This window comes from Lysinibacillus sp. IITD104 (genome assembly GCF_036698265.2).
GTDB lineage: Bacteria > Bacillota > Bacilli > Bacillales_A > Planococcaceae > Lysinibacillus > Lysinibacillus boronitolerans.
Genome location: NZ_JBAHYH020000001.1, coordinates 67,815 through 87,858, shown reverse-complemented (window position 1 = coordinate 87,858; position 20,044 = coordinate 67,815). Strand labels below are relative to the sequence as shown.

At 36.1% G+C, this 20,044-nt stretch carries 17 protein-coding genes and 1 riboswitch; of the genes, 7 read left to right on the top strand and 10 right to left on the bottom strand.

The genetic code is table 11. From position 1 onward, the window contains the following. The first annotated feature begins 4 nt into the window (after positions 1-4). Both V1L66_RS00400 and gnd read left to right on the top strand, forming a co-directional pair. Positions 5-1,351 (top strand): GntP family permease, encoded by a 1,347-nt coding sequence (locus V1L66_RS00400; protein WP_312125036.1) that lies wholly within the window; start codon positions 5-7, stop codon positions 1,349-1,351. A gap of 24 nt (positions 1,352-1,375) precedes the next feature. Further along, positions 1,376-2,776, top strand: a complete 1,401-nt coding sequence (gene gnd / locus V1L66_RS00395; RefSeq protein ID WP_333005317.1) for a decarboxylating NADP(+)-dependent phosphogluconate dehydrogenase — start codon at positions 1,376-1,378, stop codon at positions 2,774-2,776. 53 nt (positions 2,777-2,829) lie between these two features. Here gnd and V1L66_RS00390 read toward each other — a convergent pair whose 3' ends face one another. After that, complete coding sequence (locus tag V1L66_RS00390; RefSeq protein WP_333005318.1) at positions 2,830-4,368, bottom strand: histidine kinase N-terminal 7TM domain-containing protein; 1,539 nt, start codon at positions 4,366-4,368, stop codon at positions 2,830-2,832. Between the two features lie 111 nt (positions 4,369-4,479). Here V1L66_RS00390 and V1L66_RS00385 point away from each other — a divergent pair, with 111 nt between their 5' ends. Beyond that, a complete protein-coding gene (locus V1L66_RS00385; RefSeq protein ID WP_036077896.1) occupies positions 4,480-4,812 on the top strand; it encodes a BRCT domain-containing protein in 333 nt (110 codons plus the stop codon). Between the two features lie 68 nt (positions 4,813-4,880). On the opposite strand, the gene V1L66_RS00380 is transcribed toward V1L66_RS00385, so the two are convergent. Next, a complete protein-coding gene (locus V1L66_RS00380; RefSeq protein WP_016992275.1) occupies positions 4,881-5,555 on the bottom strand; it encodes a peptidylprolyl isomerase in 675 nt (224 codons plus the stop codon). Between the two features lie 462 nt (positions 5,556-6,017). Here V1L66_RS00380 and V1L66_RS00375 point away from each other — a divergent pair, with 462 nt between their 5' ends. Next, complete coding sequence (locus tag V1L66_RS00375; protein ID WP_269898057.1) at positions 6,018-6,464, top strand: MarR family winged helix-turn-helix transcriptional regulator; 447 nt, start codon at positions 6,018-6,020, stop codon at positions 6,462-6,464. 220 nt (positions 6,465-6,684) lie between these two features. Here the strand turns inward: V1L66_RS00375 and V1L66_RS00370 are convergent, their stop codons facing one another. From V1L66_RS00370 to V1L66_RS00360, 3 genes are all read right to left on the bottom strand, one after another. Beyond that, positions 6,685-8,154: a hypothetical protein gene (locus V1L66_RS00370; RefSeq protein WP_333005322.1), complete on the bottom strand. Its 1,470-nt coding sequence runs from the start codon at positions 8,152-8,154 to the stop codon at positions 6,685-6,687. A 369-nt stretch (positions 8,155-8,523) separates the two neighbouring features. Continuing rightward, entirely contained in the window at positions 8,524-10,392 is a 1,869-nt protein-coding gene (locus tag V1L66_RS00365; protein WP_333005324.1) for a leucine-rich repeat domain-containing protein, read from the bottom strand. Between the two features lie 130 nt (positions 10,393-10,522). Further along, on the bottom strand, positions 10,523-11,533 hold the full coding sequence (locus V1L66_RS00360; protein ID WP_016992278.1) for a GNAT family N-acetyltransferase: 1,011 nt from the start codon (positions 11,531-11,533) through the stop codon (positions 10,523-10,525). A gap of 172 nt (positions 11,534-11,705) precedes the next feature. On the opposite strand from V1L66_RS00360, the gene V1L66_RS00355 reads away from it, so the two are divergent. Then, positions 11,706-12,683: a tRNA-dihydrouridine synthase gene (locus V1L66_RS00355; protein ID WP_016992279.1), complete on the top strand. Its 978-nt coding sequence runs from the start codon at positions 11,706-11,708 to the stop codon at positions 12,681-12,683. A 325-nt stretch (positions 12,684-13,008) separates the two neighbouring features. Next, on the top strand, positions 13,009-14,199 hold the full coding sequence (locus V1L66_RS00350) for an MFS transporter (RefSeq protein ID WP_016992280.1): 1,191 nt from the start codon (positions 13,009-13,011) through the stop codon (positions 14,197-14,199). Positions 14,200-14,314: 115 nt separating this feature from the next. On the opposite strand, the gene V1L66_RS00345 is transcribed toward V1L66_RS00350, so the two are convergent. The 5 genes from V1L66_RS00345 to queF form a co-directional block, all read right to left on the bottom strand. Further along, positions 14,315-14,854, bottom strand: a complete 540-nt coding sequence (locus V1L66_RS00345; protein ID WP_016992281.1) for a VUT family protein — start codon at positions 14,852-14,854, stop codon at positions 14,315-14,317. A 46-nt stretch (positions 14,855-14,900) separates the two neighbouring features. After that, entirely contained in the window at positions 14,901-15,629 is a 729-nt protein-coding gene (gene queE, locus V1L66_RS00340) for a 7-carboxy-7-deazaguanine synthase QueE (RefSeq protein WP_016992282.1), read from the bottom strand. Further along, complete coding sequence (queD, locus tag V1L66_RS00335) at positions 15,622-16,092, bottom strand: 6-carboxytetrahydropterin synthase QueD (protein WP_016992283.1); 471 nt, start codon at positions 16,090-16,092, stop codon at positions 15,622-15,624. Before queD ends, queE begins: the two co-directional genes overlap by 8 nt. Positions 16,093-16,095: 3 nt before the next feature. Then, the gene (gene queC, locus V1L66_RS00330) at positions 16,096-16,755 is read right to left on the bottom strand and encodes a 7-cyano-7-deazaguanine synthase QueC (RefSeq protein WP_016992284.1); all 660 of its coding nucleotides are present in this window, start codon (positions 16,753-16,755) and stop codon (positions 16,096-16,098) included. Between the two features lie 104 nt (positions 16,756-16,859). Next, on the bottom strand, positions 16,860-17,360 hold the full coding sequence (gene queF / locus V1L66_RS00325; RefSeq protein ID WP_036077904.1) for a preQ(1) synthase: 501 nt from the start codon (positions 17,358-17,360) through the stop codon (positions 16,860-16,862). A 127-nt stretch (positions 17,361-17,487) separates the two neighbouring features. Next, positions 17,488-17,534: riboswitch (PreQ1 riboswitch) on the bottom strand. A gap of 308 nt (positions 17,535-17,842) precedes the next feature. On the opposite strand from queF, the gene V1L66_RS00320 reads away from it, so the two are divergent. Next, positions 17,843-19,966 (top strand): S8 family serine peptidase, encoded by a 2,124-nt coding sequence (locus V1L66_RS00320; protein ID WP_333005329.1) that lies wholly within the window; start codon positions 17,843-17,845, stop codon positions 19,964-19,966. Positions 19,967-20,044: the final 78 nt, after the last annotated feature.

The window sequence follows — 20,044 nt, the reverse complement described above, 5'->3', positions numbered from 1 at the left end:
ATACATGCCATTAGTTATTGTAGGTATTGGTATTATTGCGCTGTTAATTTTAATAATGGGCTTTAAATTAAATACGTTTATTTCATTAATCATTGTTTCATTCGGTGTGGCATTAGCTCTTGGGATGCCTTTAGATGTCATCGTAAAAACGATTGAAGCAGGGTTAGGCGGAACATTAGGCCACTTGGCATTAATATTTGGTCTTGGTGCGATGCTAGGAAAATTAATTGCCGATTCTGGGGGTGCACAGCGTATTGCCATGACCCTTGTGAATAAATTTGGAGAAAAGAACATTCAATGGGCAGTTGTAGCAGCATCCTTTATTATCGGTATCGCCCTTTTCTTTGAAGTAGGTCTTGTGCTATTAATTCCAATTGTCTTCGCTATTTCAAGACAATTAAAGGTTTCTATTTTATATTTAGGAATTCCAATGACCGCAGCATTATCTGTCACACATGGATTTTTGCCACCACACCCAGGACCAACCGTTATCGCTGGTGAATTTGGGGCAAATATTGGTGAGGTGCTGCTTTATGGCTTTATCATCGCCATTCCAACTGTTATTTTAGCAGGGCCTTTATTTACAAAAGTAGCGAAAAAATTAGTGCCTGAATCATTCAACAAAACTGGAAACATTGCCTCTCTAGGTGAACAAAAAACATTTGAACTAGAGGAAACACCAAGTTTTGGAATAAGTGTTTTCACTGCACTATTACCCGTTATTTTAATGTCCTTTGCTACTATTATTACACTGTTGCAAAAAACAATTGGCTTTGATGATAATGGTTTCTTAGCAGGTATCCGCTTCATCGGTGAAGCTGGTACATCCATGTTAATTTCCCTATTAGTTGCCGTCTATACAATGGGTATTGCAAGGAAAATCCCTATTAAGCAAGTAATGGAATCATGTACGACAGCAATCTCACATATCGGTATGATGCTCTTAATTATTGGGGGCGGGGGCGCCTTCAAACAAGTATTAATTGATGGTGGTGTCGGTGATTATGTAGCTGAACTCTTCCATGGAACTACCTTATCGCCAATTTTACTAGCATGGATTATTGCCGCTATCTTACGTATTTCATTAGGGTCAGCTACAGTTGCTGCTTTAACAACAGCTGGGTTAGTCATTCCAATGTTAGGTCAGAGTGATGTGAATCTTGCTTTAGTCGTACTGGCAACAGGTGCAGGAAGCTTAATTGCTTCACATGTCAATGATGCTGGTTTCTGGATGTTTAAGGAGTATTTTGGATTAAGCATGAAGGAAACATTTGCTACATGGACCTTGCTAGAAACAATTGTATCTGTAGCTGGTTTAGGATTTATTTTATTACTAAGTTTATTTGTTTAAAAAAGTTAAAAAGGAGCAAGCACAATGTTAAATACAATTGGCGTTATCGGATTAGGCGTTATGGGAAGCAATATCGCTTTAAACATGGCTAATAAGGGCGAGCATGTAGCTGTTTATAATTACACACGAGATTTAACCGACAAACTTCTACAAAAAGTCGAAGGACAAGCGCTTACTCCCTACTATGAAATAGAAGAGTTTGTACAAGCTTTAGAAAAACCAAGAAAGATCTTTTTGATGGTGACAGCTGGTAATGCCATAGATTCAGTTATTCAATCAGTAGTGCCCTTCCTTGAAAAGGGTGATGTCATTATGGATGGCGGTAATTCTCACTATAAAGATACAGAACGTAGATATGATGAACTTAAAGCTTCAGGAATCGGATATTTAGGAATTGGGATTTCCGGTGGTGAAGTAGGAGCATTGACAGGGCCATCTATCATGCCTGGTGGCGATCAAGAGGTCTATGACAAAGTTGCACCTATACTGACAAAGATTGCAGCAAAAGTGAAGGATACACCATGCTGTACGTATATAGGTCCTAAGGGTGCAGGTCACTTCGTCAAAATGGTCCACAATGGAATCGAGTATGCGGATATGCAACTCATTGCGGAAGCCTATACGTTTTTAAGAAAAAATATAGGGTTATCCGTTGATGAAATTGCTACTATTTTTGAAACATGGAATCGAGGCGAATTGAAAAGCTATTTAATTGAAATAACAGCTGAAATTTTAAGGAAAAAAGATGAGGTAACAGGGTTACCATTAATTGATATGATTCTAGATAAAGCTGGTCAAAAAGGGACTGGGAAATGGACAAGCCTACAATCGATAGATAGTGGTATTCCTACATCAATTATTACGGAGGCTTTATTCGCTCGTTATATTTCATCATTAAAAGAAGAACGAATTAGAGCAGAGGCAATACTAACTGGACCAAATTACAATCAGCAAAATCTAGAGAAGGATGTCTGGATTGAATACGTTCGCCAAGCCCTATATATGGGGAAAATCTGTGCTTATGCGCAAGGATTTACACAATATAAAATGACATCTGAGCTTTATAAATGGCATTTACCATTAAAAGATATTGCATTAATTTTCCGTAGTGGTTGTATTATTCGAGCGGAATTTTTAAATGTTATTAGTGAAGCCTATCAAAAGCAACCTTCACTAGATAATTTATTAATTGATCCATACTTTGCAGAAAAGACGAAGGACTATCAAAATGGCTTAAGAAAAATAGTTTGTGAAGGCATCCAAGCAGGAAATGCGTTCCCATGCTTAAGTGCTTCTCTCACATATTACGATAGTTATCGAACAGGTTCATCTAATGCAAATATGTTACAGGCACAACGCGATTATTTCGGTGCACATACGTATGAACGAGTTGATGCAGAAGGTGTTTTCCATACAAATTGGTAAGTAAAAAGCTAAAATATACATCATTCCCTCAATGATTGTATATTTTAGCTTTTTTATTCTAGATAAGCATGTACTCGATTACGTCCTGCTTGTTTTGCCGCATACAGTGCTTTATCCGCATTATTTAAAAGCTGATACAGTGTCTCTTGTGTACCTTCAGCTACACCACAGCTAATGGTAGCTCGAATTGCTCCCTCAGCCGTCATAAGTGGCTGGGATTCTACGCTATTACAAAGCAAATCAGCTAAGGCTTGCCCCTCTATTAATGTATAGCCCTTGAGTGCGAGAACAAATTCCTCACCGCCATATCGGGCAAACAGTTCTCCTTTTTTCAATACACTCTGACAAACCTTGACGACATGAACTAGTAATTGATCGCCGATAGCATGCCCATACGTATCATTGACGGTTTTAAAATGATCGATGTCCATTAAAATGACAGTAAAAGCTGATGATGATTCTCTTGCCTCGCTGTAAGCCTGATTACATTGTTGAAAAAAAGCTCGACGATTATAAATTTGTGTAAGCTCATCATAAAAGGCCAGTTGCTCTAACTGTCTTTGTAGCCCCTTTAACTCTGTTATATCAGTAAAAATAAGTAATAGCCCCTTACCATGATTAACATGTTGCAGCTCTGTAACGCGCACTTGATAAGTATGATGCGAAAGCACAATCTCGATGTCTTGTGTATTCATCGCTGCTTCTAATGTAAATGGCATCGTTTGCCCAGTTACTTCAAGCCATGCTTTCCTAATATCCCTACCAATCATGGATCTGGTTAGCTGAGGAAGCACCTTGCTGCAGGCTTGGTTAAATTCTATTAATCGGGCAGATTCATCTAACACAATAACCCCATCCTTGATACTATGAAATATTGCATCCTTGGCAACAGGCATCACCCTAAATAACCGTGAGGAATTAATAGACCATAAATACAAAAATGACGAAGCCCATAATACCATGGGAACAGGATCAACCCCTTGAGGTGTTAAGCCCAATAAATAGATGAATGCCGTTATCATTGGAATAAGTTGACCACACATTAAGGCAATCAATTGTTGCCGATAGGCCTTAGTAGTCTCTTTCCAATGGATTAATACTAATAAAAAAGATACGAACATACAGCCAAACGTAAATATGCCATGAACGATATACCATATGCCAATTTCCTGATGCACATAGGGTGCCCCTAATACAGGATCTATTTCAAATACTCTATAATGAAAATGGTGTATATCATTTGTAGCAACCATGATTAAGCTAATAAAAGGAATGGCAAGAAGAGCCATTATCTTTTTCCTTGTGAGATGAAAGCCCAAGTATTGCATGATAAACAATAATCCGAGAGGCGTTGAAAAAGCCATACCTACATAAAGGATGGCTGTCCAAACCTTGATAGCGCTCAATGTTGTAGCAATTAAACCAAAAGCAGCGGCAAAACAATATACCGCAATTAGTCCGGTATAACTAATAAACAATTGAGCAATTTTTGTATAATTGTAGCGTTTTAGAAATACGTATAAACATAAATACAAATTTAGTACACCTGATGTACAGCTAAGAGTAATGAAAGCAGTCAATTGTGAATTCATGTCTATGTACCTCTTTAAATTTTTAATTTTAATGTAGCATACATATAAAATTTTGTGGATTTATTTATTGATTAAATTGCATCAAAAAGTGAATTTAAAGGAGTAACGAATATGATCAATAAGGATAACTCAGAAATCATTTTCTTTTCCGATCCAGCAGAAAATCGAACCCACCCCTTTTATAACAAACAAATTGTATTTACAGGCGCCCTTTCTACCATGACACGATCCGAAGCCGCCAAACAAGTAAAAGCCTATGGAGGGTATTTACAGGGAGCTGTTACACAGCAAACGGATTTCGTCGTTCTTGGTGATAAACGTCGCGGTATAAGCGCCAAGCAGTATAAAGCTGAGCAGCTAATTAACCAGGGACAAGATATTCAAATATTAATAGAAGATGATTTTTTATGGCTTATTTCAATACCAAAGGAAATGGACAAGTAAAAAGAGTATGTAAGGTTGTCCTTCTTACATACTCTTTTAAAACAATATTCATGTGTTTAACACATGAACTATTTATTGACCTTAGGTGCTGGATAATCAAAGCCCTTTGTATCCACCTCTACCTTTTTCATTTGCTGATCTTCTAGTGGTTTATTTGTAGCATCTCGCTCTGCTCCAACAATGGCATCAACTGTTTCCATTCCCTCGATTACCTTGCCAAAAGCAGCATATTCCCCATCAAGATGTGATGCTTCCTTTACCATAATGAAAAATTGTGAGCCTGCTGAGTTTGGATCATCTGAACGAGCCATCGAAATAACACCACGTTCATGCTTCATATTATTTTCAAATCCATTTGAAGAAAACTCACCATCAATTGAATAATCAGGCCCTCCAGTACCGTTCCCCTTTGGATCTCCACCCTGAATCATAAAATCAGGAATAACACGGTGGAAAATAAGACCATCGTAAAATCCATCTTTCGCCAAAGCAATAAAGTTGGCTACTGTATTCGGTGCTACAGTAGGCTCCAATTCAATAACTATTTTTTCATCATTGCTCATCGTAATCGTCACAATTGGATTTTCCTTCACTTTTGACGCGTAATCCACTGCTTCTTGCGTTTCCTTAGTCGTGTTACTCTCTGTTTTCTCACTATCCTTCGCTGTACCACAGCCTGTCAAAACAACCATAATGGCTAGCAGTGATAGCATAAAATACATACCTTTGTTACGTGCAAACATATCCTTTTCAGCTCCTCTTGTTATGCATCAATTCATTATAAAACTATCCAAACTGTAGGACAAATCTTAATAACTTATAAAAAATGGGCATAGGTTCTTTAATCCTACGCCCATTTTATCTGAAGTCATGAGGAAACATAAATACATTAATGTATCATACTTCCTGATTATTCGATTCAATCTCGGTTCATTGTTCTTTTTCATAAATTTAAAATCACTACTAGGATATTCACACATGGATCACTTATAAATTTCTGACACTTTAAAAATGTCCACACCCTTTTAATAATCCGTATATACTCTTTTAATCTTCATTTTTTTTAATGAAAAAGATGTTTCTTTAATTAAATGTACAATTGTCTATAATTCATCTATACCTTTAAAATTGACAAATATGTATTAGTTAAGCAAAATTAACTTAACTAAAAAGATTTAAATAGATATATGAAGGATGATAAATCTGTGCATGATTATTTAATAATAATAGACAAAATCAATCAACAATTTGAGCAGTTTAAATTGTTAGTTTTACAAGAAACAAAAGAGATCGAAGAATTACAGAATTTCCACTTAACCCCCCAACAGGAAATTATTATGAGTTATATAATTCGAAATGAACCAGTTATTGCAAAAGATTTAGCAACTCATTTCGATATTTCAAAAAGTGCAGTTAGCCAAGTTATTTCAAAGCTTGAAGAAATGAATATGATTTATCGTCAAGAAAATTTAACAAACCGTAGAGAGACCTTTATTTATCTTGGAAATAGAGGAAAAGAGTTTCATCAGCTTATTAAAAAAATCGATGAAATTCTTGTGGAAAAATATTATTCCAAAGCAAGCTTAATAGAGTTAAAAAATATTCTTGATACATTAAATAAAATTGTCGGAAATAAAAATCAAATTGATTAAGAACTAATAAAATTATCTACCTCTCTAAGCTTACCCATTTTCAAAACAGTGTAGCAAAGACTGCCTTTGGTAGATTAACTTAACTTTAATTGTATATTCAGAAAAAAGGATTCAGAAATAAAGAATACCTTTGAATATTTCATCCTAATTTATAATGTTCGAATAATGTATAAAGAAATATATTACAGTTTTCCTACACAACTATATTAATTTTAAACTATTAATCATTTTTAATATTAGCTTCGAAATAGTAAAACTGGTCTTCTATTATCTCTTTTCTAAGCAATGGATCAGGAGCTTCGCCCTTCACATATTGATCAAAAAAGGCCAAAATATACTTATTCATAACTTCATGAAAATGATCTATATCAATATTCCATGACAATAAAGGAGAGAGATAAGGGAAATCAGTAAAAGAATAATGATCTCCTGCTATAAAAGTGAGCATAAAAGTATCTCCCCTGATTCCCTCTTTATAGTGATAATCAACAAGCTCTGTAATTTTATCATGGTACTTTTGAAATTCTTCTGTAGTTATCTTCGTATATTGTATTTCTTCATCAGGTATGTAAAGATAATTTTCATCTAAAATAAACATAAAAGGCTGATTAAATCCTGAGCTGGCTACTGGCTCATGCAATGGACCATCTATATTGATTCCTGCTGAAATTCTTCTATCATCCAACAATGCTTGAGCAGCTGTTGAACCTCCATATGAATGACCAAATATACCTATTTTGTTCATATCTATCTTTCCAGTAAATAAATCTACAGGATCCTTATCATTTATGATAGTTAATTGATCAATCACATAGCTCATGTCTGTTGATCGAGTTTTAACATCTTTCTCATCTGCAATATTAAAGGAATAAGAATATGCGTTTTTCTGATTCATTATTTCTCTTCCATCTGGAAACTTCGTATAAGCTGCATCATTTGTATGGTCAACGCTTACAACAATATATCCATGGCTCGCCATTTCCTCCATTTGAGAAAAATTTTGCATTCTTGTACTGCCATATCCATGTGAAAATAAAAGTACAGGGAATTTTTCTTGTTTATTGGTTACAGCTACATCTTTTATACTATTAGTTTGTCCATACTTTAAATATTCAAATAAAACGCGCGGTGTAGAAAAAATGAATTCCATTGTTCCTGACCATTCTTCGTATGGGAAGGGTTCATAATGTGTTTCCTTCACCTCCTTTTCCACATCTGCCGGATACCATATCTGTATCATTAATTCCCGAACTTTTTGTGCTGAGTTCTGCCTGGATTCATCTTTCAGATGTCTTGAATTCATGCCTACTTCAAAAGGTCCTGTAGGCTTAGGAAGTTGAAAAACAGGCATGAATGTTACTAACACAAAGCTACTAATCGAGTAAATGATAATAAATAAGATATATAAAATCTTTCTTACCTTTCTTTTATTTTTCACGTTCCCAACCATGGATTTTACTTTTTTTCTGTTCGTTTGTATGAGTATCTTCATTGTTAATACAGTTAAAAGAATAAATAAAATATAACTTAATCCCATTTGCCATCGATAACCCTCAAACCCCAAATGAATAATTAAAACGATAAATGCACTGATGTTAGTTATTAATTTTATTTTTACATCAAATTTAAAAAGAAAAGAAAATAACCATATAATATGCACTACAATTAATATCTCTTCAAACAGCCTCAATAATATCATCTCCTATCAACAAACCAATGAGTTTAGTTAACTTTACTTAACTTTAAATTACAATAATCTAATTGTCAATTTTTTCTGAAGCTTTTTATAAATATTGTTTAAATCCCATAAGGTCATATGATCAGAATATTTCAAATGCTATATAACAAAAATATACTTACAGTACAAACCAAGATAATGGCTTGTATTGTAAGTATGTTTCTAAAAGAATTTTTTTACATTTTACTAATTTTAATTTTGCATCTTTAAAATGTACTGAGATAACGGTTTTAATTACTGTACTATACATATTCATTAAAGTTTGAAAAATTAGGACCAGCCTAAATTTAATTAGTTCACGTTTTATAAATAAGTATAGCGTCAATAAATTTCAATCCCTTTGTCTAATACAGATTGATTTTGTACTTGATTCCCTAAAATATATAGTTTTTTTAAGTTAGGCAAATTCACTAAGGGTTCCACATTCGAAATGGCATTATTTTCTAAATGGAGCACCTCTATTTGTTGCCAATTTCCCAAGAAATTTAACGATTGTAGTGAACTATCTTGTAAAGTGAATGAACGTAAATTTGTAAAGCCAGCAAAGTAAGGCATGATCTTATCAACTTCTTGCACCCATTCCCCATTACCAATTTGAATGGAAACATCATTTAAAGTTAAATGCTCCAGCACGTTGTTCGTAAATGGCTTGCTATTCACCTGAAAATTACATTCATTACAGTTTAACATTTTTACATGCTGCAAATTGAATAAGTCATTGGTTTCATAAAAGAGGGTCTCATTTAAATTGATTGTTTGCAAATGAGGTAGGTCATTTAATGAACGAATACCTGTAAGAGTTCCATACTCCATGACTGTAAGCTGTTCTAGCTGTGGGTATTTCAGTAGTTCTGCACCATTCAATTGCGAATCCGATCCACTTATAGAAACCGTCAAATCTCTTAAAGCCGGTGCCTCTAGCTTTGGTAAAAATGAGCTCTTCAGCTCTGCTTTTTTCAAATGGGGCGCTACAATCGATGAAATATCACCATGATAACCAGTTAACGATAACTCCGTCAATGATGTTAGACTGTTTACCATATCCAACAACTCCACTTGACCAGGAGAAGCTAAACGTAGCTTTGTTAAAGATGACATATTTCTAAGTCTATCTAAATTGATTATATTCATGTTTTCAAGATCTAAAGATTGTAGTTTAGGCATGTTTTGTATAAAATCAATCGTTTTTAAATTTCTTACTGAAGTAAGTTTTAATTCTTGTAATTGAGTCAATGCGTATAGTGGGCTAAAATCTGTAGCTTCACTAATGTCTATTGCTAACGACTCTAAATCAGTGAATGTAGACAGCCACTTTAAATCATTGATCGATTTTAAGGACAGTGATTTCAGCGATAATTTATTTAGAATCTGGAAATCTGTCACCTCTTCAGCCACATAAGATAGTTCAAGCGATTGAAGATTGGGGAACTCTAATAATAAAGCAAGTTCATCATTACTTCTAATTTGGATAGAGAGCTCTTTAACATTTGACTTATCACTAAAATATCCTGCGATTTTACTAAATGATTCATTAAAGCTACCTGTATAACTTTTTAAGTTTTCAAGATGGTGAAAGCTTACTTTTTCACTTTGTGATATTTCATAATCATTCATGAGCTTTAAAACCGTTAATCCAGTAAAGGCCTCAAAGTCCTTTTGTTCAATTTCTTGCGTATTTAATAACTTATCCATAATGATATAAGTTGAAATTTTAGCTTCCTTATTTGTAAAAGGATCTTCTAAGCTATAATCAAAATACCATTGATTGTCAGAATAGTAGGCAGCCAAATATCGAATACTTGCAATCTCTTCTTTTGTTGGCATCGCCCCACCTTTATCAAAAATATCTTTTAAAAAGAACAGAAGAACTTCACTTTCAGGCATTATCCGAACAGATAGCTCTTCACGGTTTCCATCCTCTGTTTGATTACTAATTAAAAGGAAATACCCAAGGAATACACACATCATGACAATGGGTATCAGAAGGAGCAGCTTTAAATTTGTTTTTGGACGGGATATTGTATTAGGAGAAGCTGTTCCATAATAATTATTAATCGTTTGATCTACATAATAAACTTTATTCTCTTTCAACATGATTTCAGTATCACAAAAAGGACATTTAAATGTTTGCTCTTCTTTATATTCAATTTTCCCATTACAATTTGGACAATTTAATTTAATAAATTCCACTGGCAGCCCCCCAGCACTATTTTCCATTAAGCTTAGTTGTCTAAAAAATAAATGTCAATATTTACGAAGTATAGGTAAGCAATCTAAAACTATATTTGAAGTGCCTAGCCAGATAAATACTTAACTAAATTTACAATAACTCTATACTCGGGTTGTTAAAGTTTGCCCATGCTATATCACTGTTAATGTATCTAACCATTCTATAGGCTACTGGCTTAAAACCGCACTTAGGCCAAAAAGTCGATGCAGCAAGATTCGTTATTCTCCAATCTGTAATGATATTCTCATAGCCCGCCTCTTTCATCCTTCTACAGCCTTCATTCATCAGCTCTTTTCCCACACCTCTTCCCATTTGAGAAGAGTAAGTACCTGCAATCGTTAGCTCTATTGCATGCTCAGGTGTCATCAAATCTGAATTTATAGGGTAATATTTTTGAAATCCTAATTCCTGCCCATCCTTTATTGCAACGAGACATGTATCATCATTATCCTCTACTATACTTTTATATGAGGCTTTTATGCTCATGACAACTTCAGGGAATACGGGCTCAAATGTAGGTGCGGCATTTTGATACGATTGAATGATCCTAGACATTTTCCCCATCATTTCACTATCCATTTTATTAGCAACCCTAATCTCTGCATTACATACATTTTCAAATGGTTTGTAATCCCCTATGTTCATTACGCCATGTACTTGCTGTATAGAAAAGCTTAATCGTAGGTAGGCATCATAATAAGCCTGATTTCCAAGTGGGATTATCGTGTAATGCATAAAGCACCCCTGCTCTAGCCACGCCACTGAAACCTCTGTATAGAGATTCCTTATAAGCTCAGAGGATTGATCCTTTCTGATTGCCATTCCCTCATAGGGTACCCATATATGTCTGCCTCTTACCGTGTCAATCTTAACGACTCCGATTATATACCCTACTAGGTCATCTTTAATAAATGCCCCCACCCCATTGACATTATTATGAACAAATAAATTTTCAAGCATATTCGTTATATGTTCAGTATTAAGATAGTTGTTGTTTAAAAATGGATATACCTCCCCTTCGAAGCTCTGTCTATTAATGAGTAACTTAGCCATTGCGGGTATATCATTCATACTGATTGTTTTATACTCACATTTTCCCACTTCAACTCTCCCCCTAAATTTTCACTTTATATTACCTATTCTATCATTATAGATAAGACAGGATTTTGTTGGAAATTTCCATCCTTAAGCTAAGCCAATTAACTATGTAGAAATAAAGTAAATATGATATCTTTTTGCAAGATAGTATTTTGGAAAGAGAGGATATTTATCAATGAATCAAAATAATTTCTGGCTTGATTTACCAAGGCCGTTTTTCATTTTAGCTCCTATGGAGGATGTGACAGATGTTGTATTTCGTCATGTCATTCAGGAGGCAGGGCGACCCGATGTGTTTTTTACTGAATTCACCAACACGACGAGCTATTGTCATCCAGATGGCTTAGATAATGTACGTAGCCGCTTAGCTTTCACAGAAGATGAGCAGCCCATTGTTGCACATATTTGGGGGGACAACCCTGAACATTTTCGTCAAATGAGTATTGGTATGAAGGAATTAGGCTTTAAGGGAATTGATATTAATATGGGCTGCCCAGTTGATAATGTAGCAGAAAGAGGTAAAGGCGCTGGCTTAATTCTCCATCCTGAACTAGCCGCAGATATTATTCAAGCAGCCAAAGCAGGAGGCTTACCAGTTAGTGTCAAAACAAGACTTGGCTTTACGGATGTAGCAGAATGGCGTGAGTGGCTTACCCATATTTTAAAACAGGATATCGCCAATCTTTCTATTCATCTCCGTACACGGGAAGAAATGAGTAAGGTTGCTGCACATTGGGAATTAATTGCAGATATCAAAAAACTACGTGATGAAGTTGCTCCCCAAACATTACTGACAATCAACGGTGATATTCCTGATCGTTTAACAGGTCTACAACTAGTTGAACAATATGGTATTGATGGTGTAATGATTGGTCGCGGCGTGTTTTCAAACCCATTTGCCTTTGAAAAGGATCCTAAAGAGCATAGCGCCAAAGAATATCTTAACTTGCTATACCTACACCTGGATCTGCATGACCACTATTCCAAGGAATTCGAAACACGTTCATTTAAAGCATTACAACGTTTCTTTAAAATATATGTACGTGGCTTCAAAGGAGCTAGTCAATTGAGAGTTCAATTACTGAACGCAAATTCTACAGATGAAGTCCGTGAATTATTAGCTACGTATATTGCCGACAAACTAACGGAGTAAACCATTAATATAAGTTGCAACATAAAAGAGGAGACTGGCTATCGCCAATCTCCCTTTTACTTGTAATCATTTATTGGGCCTTTATCCATCAGAACTTCTACCGTATTAGAAGATTCCATGTTAAAAGAAATGCCGTTAACGAAATATATCAATAGAAAATTCGGGTACTATTTACAAAATCCTTCTGAAGGGGAATCTTTGGAAACAAATACTGACAGCATATAAGGAAAACCAATCTAATTTCTCATAAAAACATTTTATGCTATGATATTTAAATTGTGTCTACTAAGTAACACAGTTACATTCATCTAAGAAAGAGGTATTTATGCATCATACACAGTTATCCAAGCGACATTGGTTACTTATCTTAACACTTGCATTATTAACATTTGTTCTTGGGACAAGCGAATTTGTTATTGTCGGGATCTTAACTGATATTTCTTCAAGCCTTCATATGACTAATGCAAAAGCAGGTACACTCGTTTCTGCGTTCGCTCTTACATTTGCCATCGCCACACCACTCGTGATGTCAGCAACAAGCCATTTTCCAAAGCGTAAATGGATGCTGTTTTTGATAGGTTTCTTCATTGCATTAAATGCTCTGTGCGTAATTTCAACGAGCTATATTATGCTCCTTGTCCTTCGGGTTATGACAGCGATTGTGACAGGCGTATTGATCTCTCTAGCCATGATTGTTGCGAGCGAAACCATGCCGACTAACAAACGCGGTCTTGCGATATCATTCGTTTTCGGTGGTTTTACACTGGCAAATGTAGTTGGCGTTCCCATTGGAATTGTTATCGCCGAATGGTACGGCTGGAATGCCACATTCATGTTAACCACTCTTCTCGGAGGGTTGGCGTTTGCGGCATCTTTTTTTGTCTTACCTACTCGGCTCAGCCAAGTACGAAGCTCCATACGCGATCAATTTTCTTTACTAATCCAGCCACGAATTTTAATTGCCTTTTTCATTCCTGCTCTCGGGTTTGGTGCAACCTATGCAGTCTTTACGTACCTTGTTCCTATTTTAAAGGGGATGGGTGCACCAAATAGTTCTATAAGTCTAATCTTATTCGGTTACGGGTTTCTTTCGATTTTCAGCAACATTCTTGCCAATAAAATCGCCAGTCACAATGCCATTGGTCGACTTCGGTTTGTTTTTCTCGTCCAAGCAATTGTACTGACAACTTTATTTTGGACGACAAATCATTTTATTTTAGGACTAGCAAACATTGGATTAATGTCACTAATGGCCATCCTCTTAACAACATCTACTCAGCTTTATTTAATAGATTTGGCCGAAATTTATAAACCAGAAGCTAAAGGACTCGCAGCTTCTCTTATGCCAGTGGCAAGTAACGTAGGCATCGCTTTTGGGTCTGCATTAGGCGGAATTGTGTATCATCAAGGAAATTTGATGAATGTCACATGGGTCGGTGGTATAGTTGCCATCTGTGCAAGTCTGCTAACTTTCTTTAGTTATCATCTAGACCATAAACAAAAGAAAATGGCATAAAACAATAGGTACTTTAGTAAAAATATAAATTAAACAGACCCATGCGCATAATGCGAATGGGCCTGTTTTTACTTTTGATACTTATCTTCATAATAAGGAAGCCTATTTCAAAGAATTATCCTGAAATAAGATGTTTTTCTTTCATTGGTCCTACTTTATTTAAAATGATTGCACCAACCATTTGAATAATCGTCTTCACAATAATTTGCCCTATAATGGCGGCAGGTACCGCTTCCCATGGCAATATATTGGCACCAAGTGGACTTAGGCCGATTACGACAAAAATTGCAGAATCTAGAAATCCTCCAACAATGCCACTGTAGAACACACGCCAAGCCATTGGTAATTTTAATCGAGTATAGATTTCTGTATCAGCTGTTTCAGCGACAACAAATGATAGTGCTGAGGCTACCACAATCAAAAGTGTATCACCCAGTAGGAATGACACCACAGCTGATAAAATTAAAGCTGTAATAATAAATAAATACGTCTTTTTTCTACCATATTTATTTTGTACTAGATCCCGAAAAATAAAGGTTGCTCCAATTAAAAGCGTTCCCATTGGGACAATAAACATGCCAAAATGTAATGGTGCAAATGCTGCCGTTACTACATTAGCGATGACAATAGATAATAAATAAAATAAAATTCTCATACTTTTACTCCTCAAGTAAATTTAAAGACATTTTTGCAGCGGCTCACTATACACCTCTTTTATTTCCCCAAACGAGGGCATGTAACTGTGGCAGTACTTTAACATCTCTTAAATCCTCATCCTTTATTACTCTATCAATCAGCGCATGATATTTATCCAATAAATGCATCATTAATTGTGAATTATCAGTTGTCGCGAGATCATCATTACCAACTTGAAGATAAAAAGGAATCAGGGGATATCGATGGTGAATTTGTTTAGCATAATCGTAATCCTCTTGATTAAAAACGACTATTTTGAGGGATACATGGTGATTGTTGTTTCGATCTTTAAGTTTTTCGAAGATATAAGAGAGCACCGAGTAGTCTGTGGTCATTCCAGAACTAGGTGGCTTTGGTGAAATCGTCAGTTCATCAATCTCATACATCCATTTTTGCCACCTACTCCCCTGTGTTTCTACCCCGATTTTTATGCCATTTTCTTTTAATATGGCAATGAGCTCTGCTAAATTCGGATTGAGTGCAGGATTGCCGCCTGAAATCGTAACAAATGAAAAACCATTGCCTCCCAGCTGCTTGAGCTCAGCCCAAATCTCTTCCGCTGTCATTTGGACAATAAGATGCTTTCCACTGCCATCCCACGTAAACGCTGAATCACACCAAGAACAGGAGTAATCACAGCCTGCGGTTCTCACAAACATTGTCTTCTGGCCAACGACCATTCCCTCACCTTGAATTGTTGGTCCAAAGATTTCAATTACAGGTATTTTACTCAACTTCCATCCACTCCCGTCTCGTTTCTGCATAGCTTGTCGGAGTTTCATAAAGTTTAATAAACTCTACACGCGCACCGTTATATCCTTCATCAAGCAAGGCCTCAGTCAACTTTTCGTATATCCACACAACAATGTTCTCTGCTGTCGTATTCATGGGCGGAAGTGTTTCATTTAAATAACGGTGATCTAAATGAATCTCTATTTTTCGTTTCCATATTTCTTTTATATCGCCAAAATCAATTATCAAACCACGTTCATCTGTGTAGCCACTCAGCCCTAATATAACTCGATAGGTATGACCGTGCAGATTTTTACATTTCCCCTCATAATGGTGCAGATGATGAGCAGCATCGAAGGTAAATTCTTTGCTGATGAGGACACGCTTTGCATGGTATTTCAATTGATTTCTTTGAATATCCACATCCATTTTCTGGAGTCTCTCAACGATTTTAAAATCTGACATGTCTTAAGACTCCTTCCTATAACTTAAATACTCATCAAGCCCTTTATTTCGCAATTTACATGCTGGGCATTCACCACAGCCATCTGCTATGACACCGTTATAGCAAGTCAACGTTCTTTCTCGTACAAACTCAAGTGCCCCAAGCTGATCAGCTAATTCCCATGTCTGTGCCTTATTCAGCCACATCAACGGAGTATCAATCACAAAGGAATCATCCATCGATAAATTTAATGTTACATTCAAGGATTTAATAAAGACATCACGGCAATCCGGATAGCCACTAAAATCAGTTTCACAAACACCTGTTACAATATGCTTCGCTCCTACTTGGCTCGCTAAAACGCCCGCAAATGAAAGAAAAAGGAGATTGCGACCAGGCACAAAAGTCGATGGGAGCTCACCATTTTCTCCGTCCTTCACCTTTATGTCTTGTCGTGTCAATGCATTCGGAGCAAGCTGGTTCAGAAGTGACATATCAAGTATATGATGCTTGATACCAAGTTCACTCGCTATCTCCTTTGCACATTCAATTTCAAGACGATGCCGTTGACCATAATCAAAAGTTACTGCCTCAATCTCTTCAAAGCGTTCTTTTGCCCAGAACAAACAAGTTGTGCTGTCCTGACCTCCACTAAATACTACAATTGCTTTTTCCTTTTTCATCTATAAAGACTCCCTTATATCGAAAAAACAGCACTCTAAGAAAAAGTGCTGCTTTCTTCTTAGTTTTTTTAAGAGGGTAGCTAAAAACCTCTTTCTTGCTTCATTTATCGATTATCAATTTTTTCTGGATTAAGATCGTGGTTCATTAAACGATAATTGGCGATTTCTTCGTATTTCGTTCCTGGCTTCCCATAGTTACACCATGGATCAATCGAGATACCCCCACGTGGAGTAAATTTTCCCCAAACCTCTATATATCTTGGATCAAGTAGTGTAATTAAATCATTCATAATGATATTTACGCAATCTTCATGGAAATCGCCATGATTTCTAAAACTGAATAAATACAACTTTAGTGATTTACTTTCAACAATTTTTTTATCTGGAATATACGAAATGTACATCGTAGCAAAATCAGGCTGATTTGTAAGCGGACATAAACTAGTAAACTCTGGGCAATTAAACTTAACAAAATAATCTCGATTAGCATGAAGATTATCCACTGCCTCTAATACCTCAGGTGCATAATCATAGGAATACTTTGTACCTTGATTACCTAATAGGGTCAAATCCTTTAATCCTTCTTCATGACTTCTGCCAGACATAAAAAAAACCTCCTTGTAAAATGTTTCCCAACACTTTTCAAGAGAGGCATCACCAATTCAGTCTATTAAAACATAAGTAAAAACATAAAAAAAGCCACGTCCGATATGGACATGGCATATTTGTCATGTTTCCATAGTTTTTTATAGAGGGTATCAGCTATGAACCTCTCCCGTTTTAGTCCGGGCATTCTTTTCTTCCATATCGTACAAAAAATAATACAGAACGTCAAATAGATTTTTTACAAAACTCTTAAATGATAAAAAGGATGATTACTGTAAGTCATTTATCATTTAAAAGTTCTACTTTTTTATTAAATTACTAGGAAAATAGAATTAATTCATTTTTGACAAAGTCATACTAATTATCAATATTTTGATATTTTTTAATATTCCGATATTCGAATTATCTCACCTGTGATAAATTGGAATTATCGCACTAAACTGAAAAGTGTGATAATTAAGAGTGGAGGGAGAAATGAGATTTGAAAAAGTTTAAGTTTACGAAGTTTTTAAGTAGTATGATAGCTTTCGTTATGGTGCTTTTTCTATTGGTTCCATTATCGAGTGCTAATGCTGAAGAATCGAAACCATTCAAGCAGGATAGTCAAAGTGAAAGCACACTTCAACTAAAGGCGGCTATCGCTGAACAGCTAAGCTTGTCTAAAGATGGTCCAACTCTTCACGAAAGCTTACAAAATGTATCAGGCAATCAAGAAGTTGCTGTCATCGTACATTTATCTGAAAAGCCTGTGGCACTAGAGCAAGGAATAAGCCAAGTGAAAGGCCAAAAGTTCTCTAATGCGCGAGCAAATGAAGTTCGTTCAAATGTAAAATCTCAACAAGCACAAGTAAAAAAAGAATTAGCTACTAAAAATGTTCAAATGACTCAAGGCTACACATTTGATACTGTTTTAAACGGCTTTGCAGCAACTGTGAAAGCAAATGACCTCCCGAAGCTGCTTTCAATAGAAGGAATTACATTAATCGAGCCTGATGCGATTGTTTACGCATCAGAAGACAATACAATGAAATCATCAGAACTTATTAAGGAAGATCAATTAGAGGCTCAAATGAATACAAGTATTTCTTTCCTCGGCATCGAACAGCTTTGGAAGGAAGGAATTGAAGGACAAGGTATAAAGGTGGCAGTATTAGATACTGGTATTGACGCAGATCACCCCGAGTTTGCTGGAATTTACAAGGGCGGGAAAAACTTCATTCCAAATTCATCAACTTACACAAAGCCTCGGGCAGATGACGATGCATCGGAAACATTGCCTTCTGAGCGTCCTGCCGGAACACCTGAATTTAATGAAAAAGGAAGCTCGTTCTATACTTCTCACGGTACCCATGTTGCTGGAACCATTGCAGCAATTGGAGCTAACAATTTCGGCATTAAAGGAATTGCTCCAAAAGTAGACCTTTATGCTTACCGTGTTCTTGGTGCATATGGAAGTGGGGCTACATCTGGTATTGTTAAAGCAATTGAAACGGCCGTAACAGAAAAAATGGACATAATCAACCTTTCTCTTGGTGGGGGGGCTAACTCTGAAACGGATGCTGGTTCATTTGCTATTAATAATGCAATGATGGCTGGAACAATCGGAGTAATTGCAACAGGGAACTCTGGCCCAAATCGAGGAACAATGGGCACGCCTGCAACTGCTCGTTTAGGCATTGCTGTCGGTAACACAACAAATCCTGAAACAATGTATAACGGTGAAGTGAATGTTACAGTTGGTGACTACAACTTAACAAAACAGCTCCCATTAATGGGAACAACTTTTGGAAGGGATTTAGCAACACAGCTTCAAGGAGAATTTGACCTAGTCGCTATTCCTGGAAACGGAGAAGTAAAAGACTATGAGGGAATCGATGTAGAAGGTAAAGTGGCATTGATCTCTCGTGGCAGTATCGCATTTGTTGATAAAATTGCAAATGCAAAGGCAAATGGGGCAGTCGCCACAATTATTCATAACTTTGCTGGGGGAACAAATGCACCTAATATTTCAGGTACATTCCTGGGTGATTCCTTTGCTTTTCTACCAACATTTGATATGTCCCAAACGGACGGCAATGCAATTCGTGCTGCATTAGCCGGTGGAACTGGAAAAGTTAGCTTTAGTCAATTTACTTCCACAAAGACACTGGGAGATGAAGTAAACGATTCAAGTTCCCGTGGACCATCTACACCAAACTTTGACATTAAACCAGATGTAAGTGCACCTGGAACAAACATTATGTCAACGATTCCAATGTATAAAAAGGATTTCCCTGATGCAGATTATGCAGAGGCATATGATCGTAAAACAGGAACTTCTATGGCAACACCGCATATTACAGGTATTGTTGCATTACTTAAACAAGCAAATCCTGATTGGAATGCGTTCGACATAAAAGTGGCGCTTTCTAATACAGCAAAGGTTTTAGATAAAACAAAATACGATGTGTTCTCTCAAGGTGCAGGTCGTGTAAATGCTTATGCTGCAGCACATCCAGAAATTCTTGCCTATGCATTGGATAGTGCAATTTTAGATGGAACAGGAGCTGTTTCAGAAAACTTAAAAGGGACAGTTACTTGTTACTTTTGGTCCACAATCACTTAAAGACCAGGATATTTCCGTAACGAAACAAGTTTTAGTAAAAGATATAAAGGGGAACGGCGGTAATTATAACGTATCAAT

What these genes read in the sequence shown, in the direction of transcription:
- V1L66_RS00400 (WP_312125036.1), top strand. Translation starts at nt 5, where the DNA reads ATGCCATTAGTTATTGTAGGTATTGGTATTATTGCGCTGTTAATTTTA.
- gnd (WP_333005317.1), top strand. Translation starts at nt 1,376, where the DNA reads ATGTTAAATACAATTGGCGTTATCGGATTAGGCGTTATGGGAAGCAAT.
- V1L66_RS00390 (WP_333005318.1), bottom strand. Translation starts at nt 4,368, where the DNA reads ATGAATTCACAATTGACTGCTTTCATTACTCTTAGCTGTACATCAGGT.
- V1L66_RS00385 (WP_036077896.1), top strand. Translation starts at nt 4,480, where the DNA reads ATGATCAATAAGGATAACTCAGAAATCATTTTCTTTTCCGATCCAGCA.
- V1L66_RS00380 (WP_016992275.1), bottom strand. Translation starts at nt 5,555, where the DNA reads ATGTTTGCACGTAACAAAGGTATGTATTTTATGCTATCACTGCTAGCC.
- V1L66_RS00355 (WP_016992279.1), top strand. Translation starts at nt 11,706, where the DNA reads ATGAATCAAAATAATTTCTGGCTTGATTTACCAAGGCCGTTTTTCATT.
- V1L66_RS00350 (WP_016992280.1), top strand. Translation starts at nt 13,009, where the DNA reads ATGCATCATACACAGTTATCCAAGCGACATTGGTTACTTATCTTAACA.
- V1L66_RS00345 (WP_016992281.1), bottom strand. Translation starts at nt 14,854, where the DNA reads ATGAGAATTTTATTTTATTTATTATCTATTGTCATCGCTAATGTAGTA.
- queD (WP_016992283.1), bottom strand. Translation starts at nt 16,092, where the DNA reads ATGTCAGATTTTAAAATCGTTGAGAGACTCCAGAAAATGGATGTGGAT.
- queC (WP_016992284.1), bottom strand. Translation starts at nt 16,755, where the DNA reads ATGAAAAAGGAAAAAGCAATTGTAGTATTTAGTGGAGGTCAGGACAGC.
- queF (WP_036077904.1), bottom strand. Translation starts at nt 17,360, where the DNA reads ATGTCTGGCAGAAGTCATGAAGAAGGATTAAAGGATTTGACCCTATTA.